Genomic DNA, 20,016 nt, shown 5'->3' on the forward strand with positions numbered 1-20,016 from the left:
CGTCGCCCCGACACGGGCGACGGCGCGGCCGGCGGCGCCCGTCGCGACGGAAGCGCAGACGCATCGACCACTGACCGACGCGCGAGCGAATTCACGATGACGACGCGACAACACACGCGACGACTGCGGAATCGAACGAGGGCGGCTCGATGAGTTCCGAGGACTCGCCCTCGAAGACACCGGACGAACCGACGGACGACGCGGAGGTCGCGACGGGCGACCGGTCGACCGCCGCACCCTCGACACCGAACGCCGGTCGGTCGACCGCGAACGACGCTGAATCGACGCTTCTCGACCGGATCGAGACCCGACACGCGGTCGGGGTCGCGGCCGTCCTCGCGGTGGCCGCGGGGCTGCTCGTGGCGCCCGGCGTGTACGGCGCCGTGACCGGTCCCGACGGGACGGTCGCCGTGGTCGAGATCGACGGCACGATCGACTCGGGGACGGCCCAACACGTCGAGGACAACCTGCGGGACGCCCGCGCCAACGACTCGATCGAGGCGGTCGTCCTCGAGGTGAACAGCGGGGGCGGCCTGCCCGCGCAGAGCGAACGGATGTACGCCGCGGTCGACCGCACGGCGTCGGTGATGCCCGTGTACGCCGCGGTCGACACGCTGGGCGCGTCGGGGGCGTACCTCGCGATCGCGCCCGCCGACCGGATCTACGTCGCGCCCTCCGCGCAGGCGGTCGGCAGCGTCGGGGTCGCCGGCACCGCGCCGGCCCCTAACGGCCCGAGCGCGGGGACGACCGGGCCGGACAAGCGGGGAGCGACCCGGACACCCAGCGCGAGCGGCGGCAGACGCTCGCGAACCTCTTCGTCGAGAACGTGATCGAACAGCGCGGCGACGAGATCGAACTCGACCGTCAGGAGATCGCCCACGCCGACGCGTACCTCGGCACCGAGGCGGTCGAGAACGGCTTCGCGGACGAGTTCGGCTTCGTCGACGGCGCGGCCGCCGACGCCGCCGCCGAGGCGGGGATCGACGACTACGCGGTCGACGCCCGCCGCACCGAGAGCCCCGTGCCGACCGGCATTCCGCTGTTGGAGCGCGACGACGGGACGGTCGTCGTCGCCGGCGACACCGGGGAGGAGTTCGGGGACGGACTGATCCTCGCGGTCGCGCCGGCGGCGTGGGACGAGACCGTCGGCGACGACCTCGTCATGACGAGCTACACCGGGCGACTGCCCGCGGACGGCGACGCGGCGGACGCGGAGACGACGACCGGCGGGGGCGCGACGAGCGACGGGACGAACGGAACGGACGACGCGGCCGAGCGGATCGACGGCGCGGTCGCGGCGACCGGAGGTGACGGCGAATGAGCGTCGACCTGCGGACGGCGGTCGGCGCGTTCGCCCTGGTGTTCCTCGCGGTCGTCGGCGTCGCCGCCGTCGGGGGCGTCGTCCTCGACGGCGCGCCGCCCGAGACCGACGCCGTCGCGGACGACCACTGGCAGTTGGACTCGGTCGAACCGGAGACGGTGAGCGAGGGCGGCGAGGTCGAGATGGAGAGCAGCGAGCCGTCGAACACCGTCGTCGTCCACCTCGGCGGCGCGGCGGGAGGGATCGGCGGCGGCACGTCGATACTCCCGATCGAGGACGGTGACGCGCCCGCGGAAGCGGACGTGGGCACGCTCGGCGGCGTCCGGCGCGGCGTCGCGCCGCTCACCGCGGCGCTCGTCGAGAACGGCCACGAGGTCCGGTTCTACGGCGGATCTGTGGGCGGTGAGCCGCTGCCGACGATGCTCTCGGACGCAGACGCGTTCGTCACCACGAACCCCGGCGCGTTGTCGGGGCCCGACGCGGACGCGGTCGAGTCGTTCGTCGACGCCGGCGGCCGGACGCTCGTGACGAGCGACCCGGGCGGCGCCGGCGCGCTCACCGACTTCGGTTCCCCGTTCGGCGTCTACGGGGAGGCGGGGTACGTGTACGACATGGAGAACAACGACGCGAACTACCTCAGCGTGCTCGTCGAGCCGAACGGACCGGGGACGCTGACCGAGGGGGTCGATGAGGTCGTTCTCCGCGGCGCCGCGCCCGTCGGGGCGGCCGACGGCTCGGCGGCGCTCGCGACCGCGGAGACGTCGCGGCTGTCGACGACCCGCGAGGCCGGCTCCTACGGCGTCGCGGTCCGGAGCGACTCGCTCGCGGTGATCGGGGACTCCAGTTTCCTCGAACCGGAGAACGCCGGCCGCGCCGACAACGGCGTCCTGATCGGGAACGTCGCGGACTTCCTCGTGACGGGACCGACCCCCGACGTGTCGTTCGGACCGGAGGCCGGTCCGGGCGGCGCGGCCCCGCCGGGGACGACGGTTCCGCCGGGAGGGAGCCCGACGCCCACCGAGCCGACCGACCCGTCCGGAAACGAGACTGACTCGGCCGGGGACGCGACCGCGTAACCGGTCGCGCCCGGTTCGACGCCGACTATCTTATCCCGGGAACCGGATCCCGGCCGCCGCGTCGACGATCTCCCGGCGCTTCAGGAGGCCGAACCCGAAGACGATGACCGCGAAGCCCGCGACGGTGAGCGGGGTCACCGGCTCGGCCAGCAGCAGGGCGCCCGCGACGGTGGCGACGATCGGCACGACGTACGAGACGAGGTTGATCTCGAAGGGACCGAGCCGGTCGAGCAGCGTGAAGTAGATGGTGTACGCCACCGCCGACGAGAGCAGTCCGAGGAACGCCAGCGCGGCGAGCGCGCGCGGCGCCGCGGCCGGGAGCCGCTGGGCCTCCCCGAGTCCGAGGCTGAGCGCGTGGATCGCGAGCGCGCCGAACCCCATCGCCCAGCCCGTGAGCGCGACGCTGGAGAGGCTCGTCTCCACGGTCCGGAGCCCGACGCTGCCGACCGCGACGGCGACCACGCCGATCGCGATCAGCCCGACCCCGACCGCGACGCCCCCGCCGAGGTTCGCTGGGTCCGGCTGCGCGACCAGCCCCACGCCGAGGAACGCGAGGACGACCCCGACGGCGCCGCGCGCGTCGAGGCCCGCCCCGCCGATCCAGACGGCGGCGACCGCGACGGTCGCGATGGGGACGAGGCTGTAGGTGATCGAGGCGATACCGCTCGTCGTGTACTGCTGGCCGACGAACAGCAGGGCGTTGTTCGCGGCCACCGAGAGGCCGCCGCTGAACCCGATCGCGGCGAGGTCCCCGCGGGTCCGCGGGAACGGGTCGTCCTGCGTGAGCAGCACGTACGACAGCAGCGCCAGCGCGGCCACGTAGAAGCGGTAGGCGGCGTACAACACCGGCGGGTAGTAGTCGAGACCCACCTCGATGGCGACGAAGGAGCCGCCCCAAAACAGCGCGAGCAGGCAGAACAGCGCGGCGTTTCGGTACCGTGACACGGTCGACCGAACGCGGGCCGAGGGTAAAGCGGTGTCCGTCGCGGCCCGGACCGGCGGTGTCGACCCGGAGATCGGGGCAGGGCAGCGAGCCGGGGGCGGGCCGCGGCCGGGTGACTCTAGTAGCCGCGGACGATGAGGTAGTCCGCGAGGTCTTCGAGCAGGCTCCGGGAGCCGCTCTCGGGGAGGATTTCGAGGTGTTCCTTCGAGCGCGCGGTGAGGTCCTCCGCGGTCTCGCGGGCGTACTCGATCGAGCCGACCTCTTCGAGCGCCGCGACCGCGTCGTCGATCGCGGCCTCGGTCGCCTCGGCGGGCGTGTCGGCGTCGACGAGGCCGTCGACGTCGACCCCCTGCTGGCGGGCGTGGAGGGTGATCAGCGTCTCCTTCCCCTCGACTAGGTCGGAGCCGCGCTGCTTGCCGAGCTCCTCCGAGGGGACGGTCAGGTCGAGCACGTCGTCTTGGATCTGGAACGCGCGCCCGGAGTCGATCCCGTAGCGGTAGAGGGCGTCGACGACCTCCTCGTCCGCGCCGAGCAGGAGCGCGGGCGTCGCCGCCGACGCGCCGTACAGCACCGCGGTCTTCAGCTCGACCATCTCCAGGTACTCGTCGGGGAGGATGTCGTCGCGGCTCTCGAAGGCGACGTCGAGCGCCTGTCCCTCGCAGATCTCGGTGCAGGTAGAGGCGAGCATCCGCATCGCCTCTAACCCGTTCTGCGGGTCCGCGCCCGTTTCGGTCATGAACTCGAACGCCTTCGAGTAGAGCGTGTCGCCAGCGAGGATCGCCGTCGAGACGTCGTACGCCTCGTGGACCGCGGGGACGCCCCGACGCAGGTCGTCCTCGTCCATGATGTCGTCGTGTATCAGCGTGAACGACTGGATCACCTCGATGGCGACCGCGGCCCGCATCACGTCGACGTCGTCGCCGTCCAGCGACGGGAACGCGCGGAAGTCGGCGTCCATCGGCTCGGTGCCGGTGACCGCCTCCGCGGCCAGCGTCGTCACCGTCGGCCGGAGCCGCTTCCCGCCGGCTTCGAGGATGTAGCGAGTCGCCTCGTACAGCCGTTCCGGCTCCTGTACCGGCAGCTCCTCGTCGATAGCGGCGTTGACGAGGTCACGCCGCTCGCGGATGGCTTCGAGCACCCGCGCCTCCTTCGTCTCGCTCGTCATTCGACGAGCTGGATGGTGGACCCGTTCTGCGTGACGTGAACGTCACGTCCGAGCTTGTACCCCTGCGACTTCGCGAGGTCGACGTACGGCGAGCGCCCCTTCAGCGTCTGGTGGCCGGGAATGAGGTGTTGCGGCTGGAGCGCGTCGAGCATCTCGTAGTGGCCCTCCTCGCGGAGGTGGCCGGAGACGTGGATGTCGTCGTAGAGGCGCGCGCCCTGCATCCGGAGCAGCTGTTCGGACTGGTAGCGCTGCCCCTCGTTGGTCGGCTCCGGAATGATGCTGGCGCTGAAGACGACCTTGTCGCCGTCGTCGAACTCGTACGGCGTCTCGCCGCGGCCCATGCGGGTTAACATTGCGCGCGGCTCGCCCTGGTGGCCCGTCACGATGGGGAGGAAGTTCCCCTTCCCCTCCTTCATGATCCGCTTGAACGCGCGGTCGACGGACTTCCGGTGGCCGTACATGCCGACGTCGCCCTGGAAGTCGACGAAGTCGAGGCGTTCCGCGGTGCCCGAGTACTTCTCCATCGAGCGGCCCAAGAGGACCGGCTGGCGGCCGATTTCGCGGGCGTACTCGACGAGCGTCTTCACGCGGGCGATGTGCGAGGAGAACGTGGTGGCGACGATGCCGCCGGTGTAGTCCTCCATCGATTTGAACGTGTCCTCGACGTGTTTTCGCGCGTACGACTCCGAGGGCGTCCGACCCTTTCGGCCGGCGTTCGTGCAGTCCTCGACGTACGCGAGGACGCCCTCGTCCTGACGGCCGATCTCGCGGAACCGCTCCATGTCTATCGGGTCGCCGATGACGGGGTCGTGGTCCAGCCGCTTGTCGAGCCCGTAGACGATCGCCCCCTCGGGCGTGTGGAGGACGGGGTTGATCGCGTCGATGATGGAGTGCGTGACGTTGACGAACTCCATCTCGACCTGCTCGGAGTCGCCGATCGCCATCGTGGCGCCCGGCTTCATCTTCACGAGGTCGTTGTCGACCTGGAACTTGCCCTCGTCTTCGATCTGCTGGCGCACCAGTTCGATCGTGTACGGCGCGGAGACGATCGGCGCGTCGTAGCGGTGGGCGAGCTTCGGGATCCCCGCGATGTGGTCGAGGTGCCCGTGGGTGGGGACGATCGCTTTGACGTCGCCCTCAAGTTCGCTCATGACCCGGTCGTCCGGGATGGCGCCCATGTCGATCAGGTCGAGGCTGTGCATGCTCTCGGTCTCCACGTTGTCGTGGATGAGGACCTTACTGAGGTTCAGGCCCATGTCGAAGATGACGATGTCCTCGCCCGCTCGGACCGCCGTCATCTGTCGACCGACCTCTTCGTAACCGCCGAGTGTCGCAATTTCTATTTCCATGGTGTGGTGTCTGACGCCGTGATCGGCGTCGGTCACTGAAACCCCGCAAGGAGCCGTCGGCGCACCGTCGTACCGCGCGTCGTTGAGGCCCCGCTACGGCCGAGTCGTCGCGACTCACCGTGTCCCGCGGGAGTGTGGTACATCGGCGTACTCTCGCCGGCATTAAAAACACCCGGGTTCGGTCGCGCGGGCGCGGTTCGCGTCCGAACGCGGCGACGGAACACCCTCGGAATCCCCACAAAGCGTTTCACGCTCTCCGGCGAATCGCCGGCGATGGCAGAGGCTCCCCGCCGACGAGTCCTCCTCGCGGCCGCGTCAGGGATCGCCGCCCTGGCCGGCTGTTCCGGCAGCGAGACCGCGTCGAACAGCTACCCGAGCAGAAACCGACCCGTCGAGGGGTACGAACTCGAAAAGGCGCGCGACGAGCGCGGCGGCGCGCTGGTCACCGCGGGCGACGAACTCCCGTCGCTGTCGGCCGACGAGCGGGCGCGACAGCGGCGAGCGACGCGGCGCGTGCTGGTCGCGGACGACGAACTCGACGAACTCGCCTTCGCTGGGACGGACGGGGGCGAGACGCTCCGGTCGTTCTGCGCCGCGACCGACTTCGACGCGGCGTCGGTGTACCTGCTCGCGATGCCCGTGGACGCCTGCCGAGAGATTCGGTTCCAGTCGGTGGCCGTCGAGCCGGACGAACTCGCGGACGGCGACCTCCACCCCCACGCCGACTTCTGTGAGGCGTACCGCCCGGCGGACGTCGAGTGCGGCGCCGACGAGACCCACACCGTCGGGTTCGCGATCCGGATCCCCGTCGCCGCTGACAGCTCGACCGGGAGCGGAAGGAGCATGGGCAGCTCCTGTGGCCGAGTGGAACCGCCGACCGTGTTCAACGCGTCGGCGGCGTCCGGAAGCGGCGGTGATGACGCGTGACCCGCGGATCGGGTCCGGATCGCGGGTCGTCTTCGCGCCGCGGGTTCCTCACCGGGGTCGCGACGGCCGGCGCGGCGGCGGTCGCCGGCTGCTCCGGGCTCCCGTTCACCGGCGACGAGGAGCGTCGAGAGGCGCCCGCGTCGCTCCCGTCGGACGCCGTCGGGTCGGTCGAGTGGCCGGCGCCGCCGTTGCCCGTGACCGTTCCCGCGTCGCTCGCGGACGCCCACGAGGCGCGCGCTCGCGAGCTGCTCGACGCCGTGCCGAGCGACCCGGACGTCCCCAACGCGGCGGTCGCGGCGAAGATCGGGACCGACCGCGAACACGCGCGAGAGCACGCGAACGCGGACCTGCCGGACGAATGGCCGGTCGACGCCCTCGCCGCGTGGCGCCGGCGGCGGGAGGACGCCGCGGAGGTCCGCGGCGCGTACCGCGCGGCGACCGGGACCGACGACGGGTCGAAGCTCGCCGCTCGGCGCCGCGCGGTCCGCGACGACCGCGGGGCGCTCGCTGGGGATCTGGAGTACCGAGCCGAATCGTCGACGGCGGCGGTGCTGGCGTACGAGCCGGTCGAGTCGCTGCTCGCGGAGTGTGCGAGCTACGTCGAGCCGCGCGTGCCGTACCCGGCGGACCCGGTGGCCGAGCCCTTCCGGGCGGGCGAGGCGGTCGCCCGCGTCGAGCGCGCCGAGGCGGCCGCGGCCGACGCCGATGGGCTCCGAGCGGCGTCCCTCGACGAGCGCGACGAGGCGGCGCCGCGGTGGGCGTCGCTGGTCGCGGCCGCCGACGAACTACGGGGGTCGGTGAGCCGGACGCGCGCGACCGCCCGCGAGCGGCTCGGCGGCGACGAGCCGCTCGACGACGAGGACCTGAGCGGAACGGTCGCACAGGAACTGGCGGCCACGAGCGAGACCCGGGTCGAGTCGGCGGTCGACGACGTCAGGCGGGCGTCCGACGCGGGCGAGCACGCCACCGTCGTCGTCGAGTCCGGCACCGCGCTGGCCGATATCGAGGCGTATCGGGCGGCCGTGAGGGGGATCCGCGACGGGGAACATCGGGAGACCCCTACGGAGGCGTCTGTGCGGTCGGCCGCGGAGCGGGCGCGCGCGGCGGCGAGCGGGGCCGTCGACGCCGGCGATCCCCTGACGGCGCGGCTCGTCCGTCCCGGGCTACGGGTGTTCGGGTACGCCGCCGACCGGGTCAAGGAGGGGTACGGCTCCGCGCGGCGGACGCAGGCGAGTCTGACGTACGCCGCCCTGTACGCGAGCGCGGTCCCGGCGGCGGCCGAGTTCGTGCGCGAGCGGTTGGAGTCCTGATTCGTGTCAAATCGAGCGATATTGGGGCCGGCGTCCCGGTATTTTTATTACCGCGACGGGCGGCGGTAGGGACAATGAGTGGACGACCCCTCGACGTGCTCGAAGCGTCGCTCGAGGAGCCGGTGACGGTACACCTGAAGGACGGCACGACGTACTACGGAATTCTGGGCGGCTACGACCAGCACATGAACGTCGTCATCGAACCGGAGACCGACGTGGACGACCGCGTCGACGACGACCTCGACGGCGAGTTCGCCGTCGCGATCGAAGACACAACGATTATACGCGGCGATAACGTCGTCACAATCAAAGCATGACCGGCGCAGGTACGCCCTCTCAGGGAAAAAAGAACAAGACGGTCCACGTGAAGTGTCGACGCTGCGGTGAGAAGTCCTACCACGTCAAGAAGGAGCGCTGCTCCTCGTGCGGCTTCGGTGAGTCCGCCTCCCGGCGCGACTACGCGTGGCAGTCGAAGACCGGCGACAACTGAACTGCGGTCTCTCCGGTTCCTTCCCGCTTTTACTCGCGTAGCTGTGCGTTTATAAGTAGAGTGGCGAGAGACGGCGAACGCCTCCGAGAGCCAGTCGATTACTTATAAATAGCCGATAGCAGATTAGTGGCGAACACCTCCAAAGCCCCAGCCGCGAGGCGGGCGCACGCTCGTTGCGCGCTTCAGTCGCTCACTTCGTTCACTCCTTCCAGTGCTTACGTCGCCTGCGCCCGCCTCCCGCCTGCCCCTTTGAGTCCCGCCCCGCACAGCACCGCAACCACACCTCACGCCTCCCCAGCCTCGCGGCTCCCTCCGCTTCGCTCCGGTCGCCGCGTCCCTCGCGCGTGCTGCTCGCGGCCAAGGGCCGCTCGCAGGCACGCGCCACCGCATCGGAGCCGCGCTTACGGTCCGCCACGACGCCGCCGGGACCCAAACCGTTTCCCGCGACGGTAGCTGAGTCGGGATATGGACCTCTCTGTCGTCGACCTCTCGCCGGTCCCCCGGGGCGGCACCGCGGCGGACGCGTTCGAGAACACGGTCGACGCCGCGCGCCACGCCGAGCGACTGGGGTACGAGCGGTTCTGGGTCGCCGAACACCACGGGATGGGCGACCGCCTCGCGGGCACCACGCCCGAGGTGCTGCTCGGGCGCCTCGCCGGCGCGACCGACTCGATCAGGATCGGCTCCGGGGCCGTGCTCATGAACCACTACGCCCCGTTCAAGGTGGCCGAGTCGTTCGGCGTCCTCGACGGGCTGGCGCCCGACCGCGTCGACCTCGGGATGGGCCGCGCCAACGGCTCGCCCGCGTCCGACCGCGCGCTCGGCACCGACCGGCGCGTCGAGAACCCGAACGAGGACCACCGCGAGCGGATCACCGCGGTCGTGAACCACCTCCGCGACGACTACCCGCCGGACCACCCGTACGGCGACCTGTCGGTTCCCGGGTCCGACTCGGGACCGGCCGTCCCGTGGGTCCTCGGATCGAGTCCGTCGAGCGGCGAGGTCGCGGGCGAGCTGGGGCTCCGCTACTGCTTCGCCGGCTTCATCCGGCCGGGATTCGCCGAGCGCGCGTTCGCGGCGTACCACGAGGCGTTCGACCCCAAGGGCGGACTCGGGGGGCTCGACGAGCCGCGGGGGATGGTCGCGGTCAACGCGGTCGCGGCCGAGACGGACGAGGCCGCGGCCCGACGACGCGCGCCCGCGGAGGCGACGTTTCGGCGGATGCAGCGCGGCGAACTGGGCGACGAGACGCCCACGGTTGAGGAGGCGGTCGACGAGCTCGGCGGGGCGCCCGACCCGACGCCCGCGACGCTGGACGACGACGAGTGGCCGCGGGCGATCTCCGGGAGCCCGGAGACGATTTCCGGGCTGTTGGAGCAGTTGGCCGACCGCGCCGGCGTCGACGAGATGATGATCCAGCACACCGTGCCGGACCACGACGACGCCTTGGAGTCGCACGCGCTGCTGGCCGAGGCGATGGATCTGGAGCCGCGGGCGTAATGTGCTGATTCGGGGGTCCCTCGGTCCTCTGAGCGCGCTTTATAAGCAGATGAATCGTGTCGACGGCGGACGGTCCACGAGACCCAGCCGTTCGCTTATGAATTTACCACCCTGCTTCCAGTCGGCACAGGCCTACGGACGCTGACGGCCTCCCGCGAGTCGAGCGCCCGGGCTCCCGACCGGGGGCTCGCTCGATCAATCGCCGATACTCCCCTCCACGGGAGCGACGTTCGTGACGTCGAGACTGCCTGAGAGTTCCGCGTTGGGGTACGGGATGTCGATGCCCTCGGCGTCGAAGCGGCGCTTGACCGCTTCGGCGAACTGCGAACGCACCGCAGAGTAGCTGTTTTCCGCCGGGTCGATCCAGACGCGTCCCGAGAGGACGACCGCCGAGTCGCCCAGTTCGGCGAGGGGTGCCGTCGGTTTCGGGACGTCAAGGACTCCGTCAATGCGGGCGCCCTCCTCAACAATGGCGTTCCGTGCTCTGGTGATATCTTCGTCGTATTCGACGCCGAACTCGATCGACACCCGGCGTCGGTCGTTCGCGACGTTGTTGATAACCGCCGCGTTAGCGAGGTCGCTGTTCGGCACCGTCATCAGTTGATTGTCGAGCGTGTCGAGTTTCGTCACCCGCAGGTGGATCTCGCGGACCACGCCGTCGTTCCCGTTCCACTCGATCCAATCGCCGACCGTGAACGTCTTGTCCTTGATGACGAATACGCCGGCGACGAAGTTCGCGATGAGGTCCTGTGCGGCGAAGCCGATCGCGAGCGTGAGTGCACCGCCCAAGGTCGCGAACGCGGCGAGAACGCTCCCGAATCCGGCAATCGCCGCCGCCAGCGCGGCCGCGAAGACGGTCATCACCCCGACAGTCATACTCACAGCGAACCCGACGAGCGTCTCGTCGAAGTCCCGACGTTTGAGGCTGCTCTCGACCGCTCGAGTGACGACGGACCGTCCGAGTCGGTACACAACGAGAAACACGACGACGAACAGCAGCGTCGTCACTATCGCGTTCGTGAGTCCCGGAATATACCGCTGTAGGCCGATTGAGACCGCTTGTTGTATCAGTGCCATCGCTACGTTCCGATCGCATCGATCGCACTCTGTTATTTGCCCGTTGACCGGCCGCTTTTGTGGGCTTACGCGGGGATCGGCGCAGATCAAACCGACTCGTGACCAGTGCGCGATGATTCTGTAGCATCGTAGTCAGAAAGCGTGTGTTACTGTACGTTATTTCCATGTTATTCAGTCGAAAACTGGCGTCCCTCGTGGTGACGCCACATAGGTTACCTCGGGTTCAGCCAACCTGTTCAATTCAGAGCACTTACCGAAGTAATATTACTTCTAGCGAGGTGTGAACTGAAATGAACGATATCTAGTATTTTTTATGTGAACTGTCGTATAATGTCACGTGAGCTCAACTAACTCTGCCGGAGCCGAATCGAGCCGCACCGGGAGCCGCACCGCTGCGGTGGCCGGAACGATCCTCGCAGTGCTCGGGGTCCTCGCGATGATATTTCCGTTTGTCACGGGGCTTTCGCTGTCCGTCTTAGTCGGCGGACTCCTGGTCGCCGGCGCGATCGTGCACGTTCTGCACGCCTTCTCCGCGGGAGCGTTCAGAGATAAGCTCGGTCAAGTGATACTAGGCGGCCTCTACGGCGTCGCCGGAATCGTGTTCATCACGAACCCTGTTTTCGGGCTTTTGACATTAACCCTCCTAGCCGTCGGGTTCTTCGTCGTCGACGGCATCGTCGAGGTGGCGTGGGGGATCCGAAGTCGCGGACAGCCGGGAGCCGTGTGGGTGCTCGCAAGCGGGAGCGTTTCGTTCCTGCTCGGCGGTCTCCTCTGGCTCGGGTTCCCGAGCGACGCGGTCTGGGCCATCGGCGTTCTGTTCGGGATCAATCTGTTTGTGACCGGCGTCTCGGTGATCATCCTCGGACGGGGGAGCCGTAACTCGATCCCACAGCACACCGCCCAACGGAGTCAAGGATGACGTCGTCGCTCAGCGCGGTCCACACCGATCCTCTCGAGGAGCACTTCCGACCATGAGTCAACAGCTACCCGAAGAGTGGTTCCTCAGGGACACACGAATCAACGCGGCCATCGCGTGGGTGATCGTCGGCGCGCTCGTTATTGTCGCGATAAGCGCGTTTCTGGAGCTCCTGTTCACTCGGATGGCGCTCGCTGTCGTGGCGGCGTTCGTCGCCGTCACCCCGGCGCTCGTCGAGAGAACGTGGACACGAACGGTTCCGTGGCCGCTCCTACTGATCAGTGCGATTCCCCTCTCGATAGGAGCGCTCGGGGTCAGTTTCTTCGTCGATGTCGTCGCCGGCCTCAGTATCGCCGCGTTGGGGATGCTCGTGGTCGTCGCGTTCCAATCGACGGGGTCGGTGCGGATGACGCCGAACTTCGCCGTGTTCTTCGTCGTGTTCGCCACGCTGGCGACTGCGGGCCTCTGGGCAATTCTGGCGGCGGGTTCGGCCTACTACTTCGACACGGCCTTCATCGAGACCAACGACGAGCTGATGATGATCTTCAACGCCGCGGCACTGGCGGCGTTCGTCGCCGGCGGCGTCTTTCGGCTGTACTTCCAGCGGCAGCTCAAAGCCAACCTCGACCACGCCGGCGTAGAGGGGGTGAGCGCGCGATGAGCATTCGGACCCGCATACGCGTCTCTCACGGCACGCAAGTGGGGATCGTCAGGATCCTCCAGGTTTCGCTGGTCGCTATCCTCGGGTTCGGATTGTACACCGGCAACGTCGTGATCGCGTTCGACGCCGCAATCGGGCTCTTCGTCACGCAATTGCCGGCGCTCTTGCAGCGTCGATACCAGATCGTTATGGACGTGTGGCTCGTCATCTGGATCACGATGGCGGTGTTCCTGCACGCGCTCGGAACGGTGCCGCTCCCCGGACTCGACTTCGAGACGCTGTACGGTGCGACGTGGTGGTGGGACCACCTGACTCACGCGCTGTCGTCGTCGATCGTCGTCGCGTCGGGCTACGCGGCGACGCGAGCCCTGCAAGAACACACCGAGTACATCCAGCTGGGCCCGAAGTTCATGTTCGCGTACCTGCTGATCTTCGTGTTGGCCTTCGGAGTGCTCTGGGAGCTCCTCGAGTTCTACATCGCCGTGGGCGCGGACCTGTTCGGCATCCCTCAGGTGCTCACGCAGTACGGGCTCGACGACACCGTGCTGGACCTCATGTACAACAGCATCGGTGGCATCCTTGTCGCCGTCTTCGGGACGACGTACCTGACCGGCATCTCCGATCAGTTGGGAGACCGGCTCGAGTCGAGGTCGGCGAACCGCTGACGCTCGTGGTCGGGCAGGGCCCCAAATATGGTTTCGGCCTCTCTGTATTTTCGTCTGGTCAGCCAGCCGCCCCCAACGCGATCGCGCGTCGACCGTCCTGCCGTTTTTAACGAGCAAGATGGCCGAACCGGTCAGGGCCGACCTGAGTCGCGCGGGATGAACGCCGACGCCGCGAGCGTGAGCAGCGCGAGGAGGACGAGGAGCAGCAGCGTCCCCCGGTGTGCACCGATCATTGCGGCCTCGAAGATGCCGTCGAGCAGGTCCCGCTGGGCGGGGGGCAGCCCGGCCACGAACGCTTGTTGGGTCGACGCGGTCGCCGTTTCGGCGGCCTGTTGTAGTGCGCGGGCGAGGTCGTCGCGCTGTGCCGCCGACACGGTGACGTCGCCCGCACGGAGCACGCCGTCTATCACCCCCCGGTAGAACTGCCCGAGGAGGAAGGCCCCCACGACGGCCGTCCCCAACGCATAGCCGAGCATCCCGACGGCGTTCATCACGCCGGACGCCTCCGAGGAATCCGTCTGGGGAACGGCCGATAACGTCGTGTTGACAAGCTGCGGCATGAGCAATCCGACGCCGACGCCGACGACCGCCATCGGCACCGCCATGCTCATCGCGGTCTGATCCGGGGCCGTCCGCTCGAACAGCAGGAGGAGCCCGAGACCCATGAGCGCGACGCCAACCTGAATGAGCGTCTTCGGCGAGACGTAGTCGCGCCAGCCGGTCGTGAACGTCGACACGAGCAGCGTCCCAACCGAGAACGGGAGCATCGCGACCCCGGCCCCGAACGCGGTGTACCCGAGCCCCGACTGGAGGTACACCGGGACGACGAAGATGAACCCGGCCATGACGAGCGACCGGGCGCCGAACGTGAGCGAGCCCGCGGTGAACGCGCGGTTCCGCAGTATCCGTATCGGGACGAGCGGTGAGCCGCCGACTCGTTCCAGCCGGAGTTCGTATTGGGCGAACACGGCGAACGCGAGTAGCCCCGCCCCAATCAACCAGACCGCCGGCGACGTGCCGAAGGGGGTGAACTGGACACCGAAGACGACGAACGGCCGCGTCGCGACCAGCCACCCGAACTTGCCGGCCAAGAGGAAGCCGACGACGAGCGACGTCGCGCCGACCACCGACAGAGCGGTCCCGCCCAGATCGAGGGAGCCGCGCTCCTGTCCCAGCGGAGCCGCGCTCACGTAGCGAACGAACACGAGCGCGACGGCGACGACGACCGCCTCGAGGGCGAAGCCCCATCGCCAGCTGGCGAAGGTCGTGAGTGCGCCGCCGAGTATCGGTCCGATCGCAGCGCCCGTCGCGTTCACGCCCGCGAGCAGCCCGAGCGCCTTCGCCCGGTCTTTCCCCTCGTAGGTGACCACGAGTACGGTGAACGTAAGCGGCATGAGCACGGCCGACGCGGCGCCCTCGATGACGGACCAGCCGACGTACAGCACTGCGGGACTCCAACTGACGGCCGCCAGCAGCGTCCCGGCGGCGTATACGACGAGCGTGACCTGCATCAGTCGCCGGACGCCGTAGATCGACGAGAGCTTACTGGCGGGGAGCATCAGCGCCGCCATCACGAGCGAATAGATCGCGATCGCGCCCTGAACGACAGGGACGGTGGTGTCGAGATCCGAGACGATCGCGGGGACGGCGACGTTCATCAACGTCGAATCGATGACAGCGATGAACATCGCCAAGCTCACAGCGATAGCCGGGCCCCAGTACGCCAGTGCGCTCTGATGCCGTATTGGCGAGTCGTCTTCGTCCCGTGGGTCGCTCACTTCAGAACTCATGGGGACGGTGTCGGAGCAGTTAGTCGCACGGGCTGTCGTTCCCACGTTTTCCCGTCGGAGACTTGTGCCTCGATAAATCCGACGCGAACGATGACATCGCGGTCGAACTCCGCGGTCAGCTGGTCGTCCCAGCGCTGAGCGAGGTCGGGCGGCACCGCGAGATTCCGTGGAACGCCGACGAGAACGTTCACCCGCGGTTCGTTTCCGAGGAGCAGATCGACCGGTTCGTAGTCGACGGTCACCGAGACGAGTTCGACCCCCTCAATGTCCGCCTCGTCGAACTGCTGCCGGAGTTCGCTCCGGGTCTGCTGCTCGAAGCTCTGCGTCTGAAACGTCGTCCAGGTGACCGCACCGAGGACGATCGAGAGCACCGCGATGGCGACCGCGAACACGACGACACGCGAGGCGATCGAGGCACGAACGCCCTCGAACGCGCCCGCGTCGAGCGGCTTGAACCCTGCCGCCCAGAACAGGATCAGGGCGGAGACGTTGATCGCGAGCAGGTTCACGACGATGAGCACGGCGCCCGCGATAGCGACACCCGGCAAGCCGAACGCGATACCGAGGCCGGACGTCGCGGCCGGGGGAACGAGCGCGACGGCGATGGCCACGCCAACGAGGGTCGACCCGGAGCCACGCATAATGCTGAGCGCTCCGGCGATCCCTGACCCGAGCGCGAGGAAGAGCGACAGGAAGTTCGGACTCGTCCGCTCGGCGATCTGGGGGATGGTCCGGATATCGATCCCCGGCGGGATGAGAACGGTCTGTTGGAGGAGCCAGCCCATGACCGCCGCCGACACGATGGCAGCGACGAGCCCGACGACCTGCAGTCTGATGCCGCGTCTGGTCATCACCGGATCGTCGAGAACCGTTCCGACGGAGGCGGAGACGGCGGGCCCCATCAGCGGCGCGACGACCATCGCGCCGATGATCGTCGCCGTGGAGTCGAGTAGCAGTCCCGTCGTCGCGATGACGGTGCTCAAGAGGAGGAACGCAAAGAAGGTCGAGTTCGCCGGCGCGAGGTCCTGTGCCCGTGCGTACAGCTCCTCGCGCGAGATCCGGAGACCGGGGAACCGTTCGACGAGCGCGGACAGCCGCTGTGAGACGACGGTCTCGGTCGAGAGGACGATGGTGTACGCGTCTTCCCGGACGCCGGCCTCGATCAGGTCGTCCAATACCGGTTCCACTCCGCTCGGCGGGAGGGGAAACTGGACCATCGCCTCGAAACCGCCGCGGCCGACCTCGTCGAAGACGGCGTAGTCGACACCGTGATCGTCGAGCGTGTCGAGGACGGCCGAACGGGTTCCCTGAGGGATCAGGACTTGGACGAGTCGCATGCAGTACTGGGTGTCTGGTCGTCTGAGCGTTCGAGGCAGTCCGTGCGTGCGGTCCCCGCTCGTGCCACTCGGCGTCCCCCGGCGGCGGCAGTCACGCGCCTACCCGGTGACTTTCTCGGCGGCGAACGTCGCGCGCAGGTTGTCCTCGTCGTCGGGGCTGAGGTTGGTCTCGATGATCTCGAACGCGTACTCGAAGTCCGACAGCTCCTGTTTGATACGCTCCGTTTTGCCTTCGCGGGCCAGCAGGAACAGCGCGGAGTTCCCGGGCTCGATCGCGTCCCGAGTCTCCTTGATGAAGTCGTCGTCAATGCCGATATCGCCCAGTTTTCCGGTCACTGCGCCCATGGTGGTGCCGGCCAACAGGCCGAGCCACGGAGCGAAAAACAACAGCCCGATCAACATGCCCCAGAAGGCGCCGCCGAGCGCTCCCGCGCCGACGAGACTGTGGGCCTGTTTGACTTTCGCGCGTCCGTTCTCGTTACGGACGACCACCGCGGCGTCCTCGAGTTTGACCAGTTCCCGTTTTTGCAGCTCGTACATTCTGTCGCGCATCGCCTCTGCACCGCCTATGTCGCTGAATCTGAGCACAACAAGTGAACTCATACTCGTAATGGCCCGCGAGCGGTATTAGTTAATTACTGTGAAATGAACGCTGCGAGTGGTATTAGTTAATTACTGTGAAATGAACGCTGCGAGTGGTATTAATTAACTACTGTGAAATGAACGCTGCGAGCGGTATTAGTTAATTACTGTGAAATTAACGGCGATGGCGCGCGGATTCGCCGCGCGTCCCGCGGGGTCGCGTTCGGTCTCGAATCCCGGCTCGTTCGGTTCGCTGTCGTGCCGATACTGCCGGCCGGCACAGCGCCGGGGCCGCAGACTCGTCTCCCGTTCGGCTTATGTCAGAACGGCGACTGACTGTAGGGCGTCCGCGCCGCGCGCTGCTGGGTCCGCCGTCGACATGTCCGCGCTCGCCGTGGTCGACGCGCTTCGGAGACCGCTTGCCCCGTACCGCTCGCCGCGTCCACGTCGTCGCCACGTGCGCCCGCATCTCACGCCATCTTAACCGACCGCTGCCGAAGCGTGTGGTAAGTATCGTTGTAAATAACAATATTGATATGCGCTCTCTTCTGAACCATGGGATTCACGGACAGCGTCGTCATACAGGTCAGTGCACCGGGCGTTCCCGACTACCTCCAAGAGGCCGTCGCGGCAGTGATCAGCTTCCTACCGCAGCTCGCCGGCGCAGTAGTCATCCTGCTCATCGGCTGGGTCGTCGGTCGTCTCGCGGGCGGCGCCGTTCGACGCGTCGCCGACCGGACTCAGATCGATCGGCTCGTTATGAAAACGCCGCTCGGCGGTGTGCTAGGTGGGACTGAAAAGGCGATATCCCGGAGTATCGGACGCTCAGCGGCCTACTTCGTGTACGCGCTAGCGATACTCGCGGCGGCCGATGCCCTCGCGGTCGAACTCCTGTCCGAGTGGATGGCGACCGCGGTCTCGTATCTGCCGGCGTTCGTCGCGGGGACGCTCATCGTCGTCATCGGGTTCGTTCTCGCCGACTTCCTCGCCGAGATCGTCGCGAACACGAAGACGGTCACGGAGACCGACTACACCGGTGTATTCGCCGATGGGATGCGCGTGTTCCTGTACTTCATCGCGCTCGTTATCGGACTGGGCACGATGGGTGTTGACGTCCAGATCCTCAACACGTTTGCGCAGGCGGCGGCTTACGGGCTGGCCGCGGGCATCGCTCTCGCGATCGGTATCGCGTTCGGTCTCGGTGGCCGCGACTACGTCGCCACCAACATCGATGACTGGCTCCCGGGGCGTTCGCCGGACACCGATCCGGCTCCGATCGGCCAACCCGACGGCGGCGAGGAGTGAGTCGCAACTGCGGGACCGGCATCGACGGTGACGGCGAACCATATCCATCTCGTTTGCCCCGCACGCGACGCTCGAGGCCGTGAACGGACCGATCGTGCCGTTCGGCGGCTCCCGCGACGCGAGATGCTTATTACTTTTAAACGGAAACTACAGGTATGTTCGTCGGGCACAGTCTCGCGGCGTTCGCCGTCGGAGCGCTGGCCGCGAGACGGCTCGGCGTCTGCCGAGACAGGGCGCTCCGGTTCGGCGCGCTCGCCGCGCTGTTCGCGCTCGTGCCTGACGTGGACATCGTGTACGCTCCGGTCGGGTTAGCCCTTCAGTCCGTTCAGACGGTCGACCCGGACGCGTTCTGGAACACGGCGAACGTCGTTCATCGAGGCCCGACCCACTCGCTCCTCTTCGGCGGTGTTCTCGCCGTCGGCGTCGCGTTCCTAGCTACGGGCCGACGAATCGGACACGTCGCCGGTGCGGGCGTTATCGCGGGGTTGATCGCCGTTGCCGGTGTGGCCGGTGGAGGCGTCGTCGCGGGAGTCACCGCGGTGTACGCCGTCGCCGGCGCGGCGGTCGCGACGGGTGCTCGACGACGCGGCGTCCCCGCACGGTGGGTACTGGCTGCGGCGTCTATCGGGTTGCTATCCCATCCGTTCGGAGACTTGGTGACCGGCACGCCGCCGCTGTTTCTGTATCCGTTCGACGCGACGCTGGTGAGTCACCGAATTACCTTACACCCTGATCCGACGCTCCACTTGCTCGCGGCGTTCCTCATCGAAATCGGAACCGTTTGGCTGGGGATACGGACGTACGCTCGCTCGCACGGCGTTTCGATCCGCCAACTAATTCGCCTGCGGGCGGGGCTCGGGACGGGGTACGCCGGGGCTGTCTTCGTTATTCCGCCGCCGACGATTCACGACGCGTCGGTGTTCGTGTTCAGCGTCCTCGCGCTGAGCGTGATCGGGACTGGGATCCCGTCTTACCCGTTCGCGAAGCCGGTCGATACGCTGGGAACCATCGTCACCGGTACGGCGGCGGTGACCGTCGGGGCGGTCGGGTACGGCGTCGCGTATCTACTTTTTTAACGGGTCGACGGGGAACGGCTCGAAGCACCAGCCGCTCGATTATAAATATCTGCTACAAAGCCGACGGACGGCACCTCCAAAGCCCCAACTGCGAGGTTGACGTAGACGACGGAAGTACCGCAGGGAGAGAGCGATGGCGGCCGACCGAGGAGCGCGGTTCGAGAGAGCGGAACTCTCTCTTCATCGCCGGAGATTGGGGATTTCCGGCTAGCAGTCAGAACGCGAAGCGTTCTGACGACATCACCGGAACGCTCTGCCCCGGTTAGCGGCCAGAATGCGGAGCACCCTGGCGACATCACGGGGCGCCGAAGCCGTCTCGAACGACAGCGATCGTACTCGCCCTCGCGGCTCGGGATTTGAGTCCACTCACAGCACCGCAACCACAGCCTCACGCCTCCCCAGCCTCGTCGACCTCCCTTCGGTCGGCCGACTCCCTCGCGCGTGCTGTCGCCGGCGCTTCGCGCCGGCTGCCAGAGGGACCGGAGGTCCCTTGTGACTCGCGGCCCCCGGCCGCTCGCAGGCACGC

At 67.9% G+C, this 20,016-nt stretch carries 18 protein-coding genes and 1 pseudogene; 12 read left to right on the forward strand and 7 right to left on the reverse strand.

Annotation, left to right across the window (positions count from 1 at the left end; all coding sequences use genetic code 11):
- Window positions 1-149: 149 nt before the first annotated feature.
- Window positions 150-1,321, forward strand: a pseudogene (locus KI388_RS10415) (S49 family peptidase).
- Window positions 1,318-2,397: a hypothetical protein gene (locus tag KI388_RS10420; protein ID WP_215086570.1), complete on the forward strand. Its 1,080-nt coding sequence runs from the start codon at window positions 1,318-1,320 to the stop codon at window positions 2,395-2,397. The pseudogene KI388_RS10415 and the gene KI388_RS10420 overlap by 4 nt, the downstream one beginning before the upstream one ends.
- A gap of 30 nt (window positions 2,398-2,427) precedes the next feature.
- Here the strand turns inward: KI388_RS10420 and KI388_RS10425 are convergent, their stop codons facing one another.
- From KI388_RS10425 to KI388_RS10435, 3 genes are all read right to left on the reverse strand, one after another.
- Window positions 2,428-3,342 carry a DMT family transporter gene (locus KI388_RS10425; RefSeq protein WP_215086571.1) on the reverse strand — a complete coding sequence of 305 codons (915 nt, stop codon included), beginning with the start codon at window positions 3,340-3,342 and terminating at the stop codon, window positions 2,428-2,430.
- Window positions 3,343-3,458: 116 nt separating this feature from the next.
- On the reverse strand, window positions 3,459-4,505 hold the full coding sequence (locus KI388_RS10430; RefSeq protein ID WP_215086572.1) for a polyprenyl synthetase family protein: 1,047 nt from the start codon (window positions 4,503-4,505) through the stop codon (window positions 3,459-3,461).
- Window positions 4,502-5,854 carry a ribonuclease J gene (locus tag KI388_RS10435; RefSeq protein WP_215086573.1) on the reverse strand — a complete coding sequence of 451 codons (1,353 nt, stop codon included), beginning with the start codon at window positions 5,852-5,854 and terminating at the stop codon, window positions 4,502-4,504. The genes KI388_RS10430 and KI388_RS10435 overlap by 4 nt, the downstream gene beginning before the upstream one ends.
- 273 nt (window positions 5,855-6,127) lie before the next feature.
- Between KI388_RS10435 and KI388_RS10440 the strand changes: the two genes are divergently transcribed.
- The 5 genes from KI388_RS10440 (at window position 6,128) to KI388_RS10460 (ending at window position 10,081) form a co-directional block, all read left to right on the forward strand.
- Window positions 6,128-6,781 carry a hypothetical protein gene (locus tag KI388_RS10440; RefSeq protein ID WP_215086574.1) on the forward strand — a complete coding sequence of 218 codons (654 nt, stop codon included), beginning with the start codon at window positions 6,128-6,130 and terminating at the stop codon, window positions 6,779-6,781.
- Window positions 6,778-8,091 (forward strand): twin-arginine translocation signal domain-containing protein, encoded by a 1,314-nt coding sequence (locus tag KI388_RS10445; RefSeq protein WP_215086575.1) that lies wholly within the window; start codon window positions 6,778-6,780, stop codon window positions 8,089-8,091. Before KI388_RS10440 ends, KI388_RS10445 begins: the two co-directional genes overlap by 4 nt.
- Before the next feature lie 74 nt (window positions 8,092-8,165).
- Entirely contained in the window at window positions 8,166-8,408 is a 243-nt protein-coding gene (locus KI388_RS10450) for an LSM domain-containing protein (RefSeq protein ID WP_215086576.1), read from the forward strand.
- The gene (locus KI388_RS10455; protein WP_006112801.1) at window positions 8,405-8,581 is read left to right on the forward strand and encodes a 50S ribosomal protein L37e; all 177 of its coding nucleotides are present in this window, start codon (window positions 8,405-8,407) and stop codon (window positions 8,579-8,581) included. The genes KI388_RS10450 and KI388_RS10455 overlap by 4 nt, the downstream gene beginning before the upstream one ends.
- 465 nt (window positions 8,582-9,046) lie before the next feature.
- On the forward strand, window positions 9,047-10,081 hold the full coding sequence (locus KI388_RS10460) for an LLM class flavin-dependent oxidoreductase (RefSeq protein WP_215086577.1): 1,035 nt from the start codon (window positions 9,047-9,049) through the stop codon (window positions 10,079-10,081).
- A gap of 195 nt (window positions 10,082-10,276) precedes the next feature.
- Here KI388_RS10460 and KI388_RS10465 read toward each other — a convergent pair whose 3' ends face one another.
- A complete protein-coding gene (locus KI388_RS10465; protein ID WP_215088780.1) occupies window positions 10,277-11,158 on the reverse strand; it encodes a mechanosensitive ion channel family protein in 882 nt (293 codons plus the stop codon).
- Window positions 11,159-11,495: 337 nt separating this feature from the next.
- On the opposite strand from KI388_RS10465, the gene KI388_RS10470 reads away from it, so the two are divergent.
- From KI388_RS10470 to KI388_RS10480, 3 genes are read left to right on the forward strand one after another with little or no spacing between them, the layout of a single operon-like run.
- Window positions 11,496-12,077, forward strand: a complete 582-nt coding sequence (locus KI388_RS10470; RefSeq protein ID WP_251133139.1) for an HdeD family acid-resistance protein — start codon at window positions 11,496-11,498, stop codon at window positions 12,075-12,077.
- Window positions 12,078-12,129: 52 nt separating this feature from the next.
- Window positions 12,130-12,735 (forward strand): hypothetical protein, encoded by a 606-nt coding sequence (locus KI388_RS10475; RefSeq protein ID WP_215086578.1) that lies wholly within the window; start codon window positions 12,130-12,132, stop codon window positions 12,733-12,735.
- Window positions 12,732-13,400, forward strand: a complete 669-nt coding sequence (locus KI388_RS10480; RefSeq protein ID WP_215086579.1) for a hypothetical protein — start codon at window positions 12,732-12,734, stop codon at window positions 13,398-13,400. The genes KI388_RS10475 and KI388_RS10480 overlap by 4 nt, the downstream gene beginning before the upstream one ends.
- A gap of 131 nt (window positions 13,401-13,531) precedes the next feature.
- Here the strand turns inward: KI388_RS10480 and KI388_RS10485 are convergent, their stop codons facing one another.
- The 3 genes from KI388_RS10485 to KI388_RS10495 form a co-directional block, all read right to left on the reverse strand.
- A complete protein-coding gene (locus tag KI388_RS10485; RefSeq protein WP_251133140.1) occupies window positions 13,532-15,088 on the reverse strand; it encodes an MFS transporter in 1,557 nt (518 codons plus the stop codon).
- A gap of 98 nt (window positions 15,089-15,186) precedes the next feature.
- A complete protein-coding gene (locus tag KI388_RS10490) occupies window positions 15,187-16,527 on the reverse strand; it encodes a TIGR00341 family protein (RefSeq protein ID WP_215086581.1) in 1,341 nt (446 codons plus the stop codon).
- 99 nt (window positions 16,528-16,626) lie between these two features.
- Entirely contained in the window at window positions 16,627-17,130 is a 504-nt protein-coding gene (locus tag KI388_RS10495) for a DUF1269 domain-containing protein (RefSeq protein WP_251133141.1), read from the reverse strand.
- 534 nt (window positions 17,131-17,664) lie between these two features.
- On the opposite strand from KI388_RS10495, the gene KI388_RS10500 reads away from it, so the two are divergent.
- Together KI388_RS10500 and KI388_RS10505 are read left to right on the forward strand one after the other, a co-directional pair.
- Window positions 17,665-18,414 carry a hypothetical protein gene (locus KI388_RS10500; protein WP_215086582.1) on the forward strand — a complete coding sequence of 250 codons (750 nt, stop codon included), beginning with the start codon at window positions 17,665-17,667 and terminating at the stop codon, window positions 18,412-18,414.
- Between the two features lie 155 nt (window positions 18,415-18,569).
- Window positions 18,570-19,490 (forward strand): metal-dependent hydrolase, encoded by a 921-nt coding sequence (locus KI388_RS10505; RefSeq protein WP_215086583.1) that lies wholly within the window; start codon window positions 18,570-18,572, stop codon window positions 19,488-19,490.
- Window positions 19,491-20,016: the final 526 nt, after the last annotated feature.

It is taken from the genome of Halorubrum sp. 2020YC2 (assembly GCF_018623055.1).
Classification (GTDB): domain Archaea; phylum Halobacteriota; class Halobacteria; order Halobacteriales; family Haloferacaceae; genus Halorubrum.

Coding starts and splice junctions, on each gene's coding strand:
- KI388_RS10420 (WP_215086570.1), top strand. CDS start 1,318: ATGAGCGTCGACCTGCGGACGGCGGTCGGCGCGTTCGCCCTGGTGTTC.
- KI388_RS10430 (WP_215086572.1), bottom strand. CDS start 4,505: ATGACGAGCGAGACGAAGGAGGCGCGGGTGCTCGAAGCCATCCGCGAG.
- KI388_RS10435 (WP_215086573.1), bottom strand. CDS start 5,854: ATGGAAATAGAAATTGCGACACTCGGCGGTTACGAAGAGGTCGGTCGA.
- KI388_RS10440 (WP_215086574.1), top strand. CDS start 6,128: ATGGCAGAGGCTCCCCGCCGACGAGTCCTCCTCGCGGCCGCGTCAGGG.
- KI388_RS10450 (WP_215086576.1), top strand. CDS start 8,166: ATGAGTGGACGACCCCTCGACGTGCTCGAAGCGTCGCTCGAGGAGCCG.
- KI388_RS10455 (WP_006112801.1), top strand. CDS start 8,405: ATGACCGGCGCAGGTACGCCCTCTCAGGGAAAAAAGAACAAGACGGTC.
- KI388_RS10460 (WP_215086577.1), top strand. CDS start 9,047: ATGGACCTCTCTGTCGTCGACCTCTCGCCGGTCCCCCGGGGCGGCACC.
- KI388_RS10465 (WP_215088780.1), bottom strand. CDS start 11,158: ATGGCACTGATACAACAAGCGGTCTCAATCGGCCTACAGCGGTATATT.
- KI388_RS10475 (WP_215086578.1), top strand. CDS start 12,130: ATGAGTCAACAGCTACCCGAAGAGTGGTTCCTCAGGGACACACGAATC.
- KI388_RS10480 (WP_215086579.1), top strand. CDS start 12,732: ATGAGCATTCGGACCCGCATACGCGTCTCTCACGGCACGCAAGTGGGG.
- KI388_RS10485 (WP_251133140.1), bottom strand. CDS start 15,088: ATGTTCATCGCTGTCATCGATTCGACGTTGATGAACGTCGCCGTCCCC.
- KI388_RS10490 (WP_215086581.1), bottom strand. CDS start 16,527: ATGCGACTCGTCCAAGTCCTGATCCCTCAGGGAACCCGTTCGGCCGTC.
- KI388_RS10495 (WP_251133141.1), bottom strand. CDS start 17,130: ATGAGTTCACTTGTTGTGCTCAGATTCAGCGACATAGGCGGTGCAGAG.
- KI388_RS10500 (WP_215086582.1), top strand. CDS start 17,665: ATGGGATTCACGGACAGCGTCGTCATACAGGTCAGTGCACCGGGCGTT.
- KI388_RS10505 (WP_215086583.1), top strand. CDS start 18,570: ATGTTCGTCGGGCACAGTCTCGCGGCGTTCGCCGTCGGAGCGCTGGCC.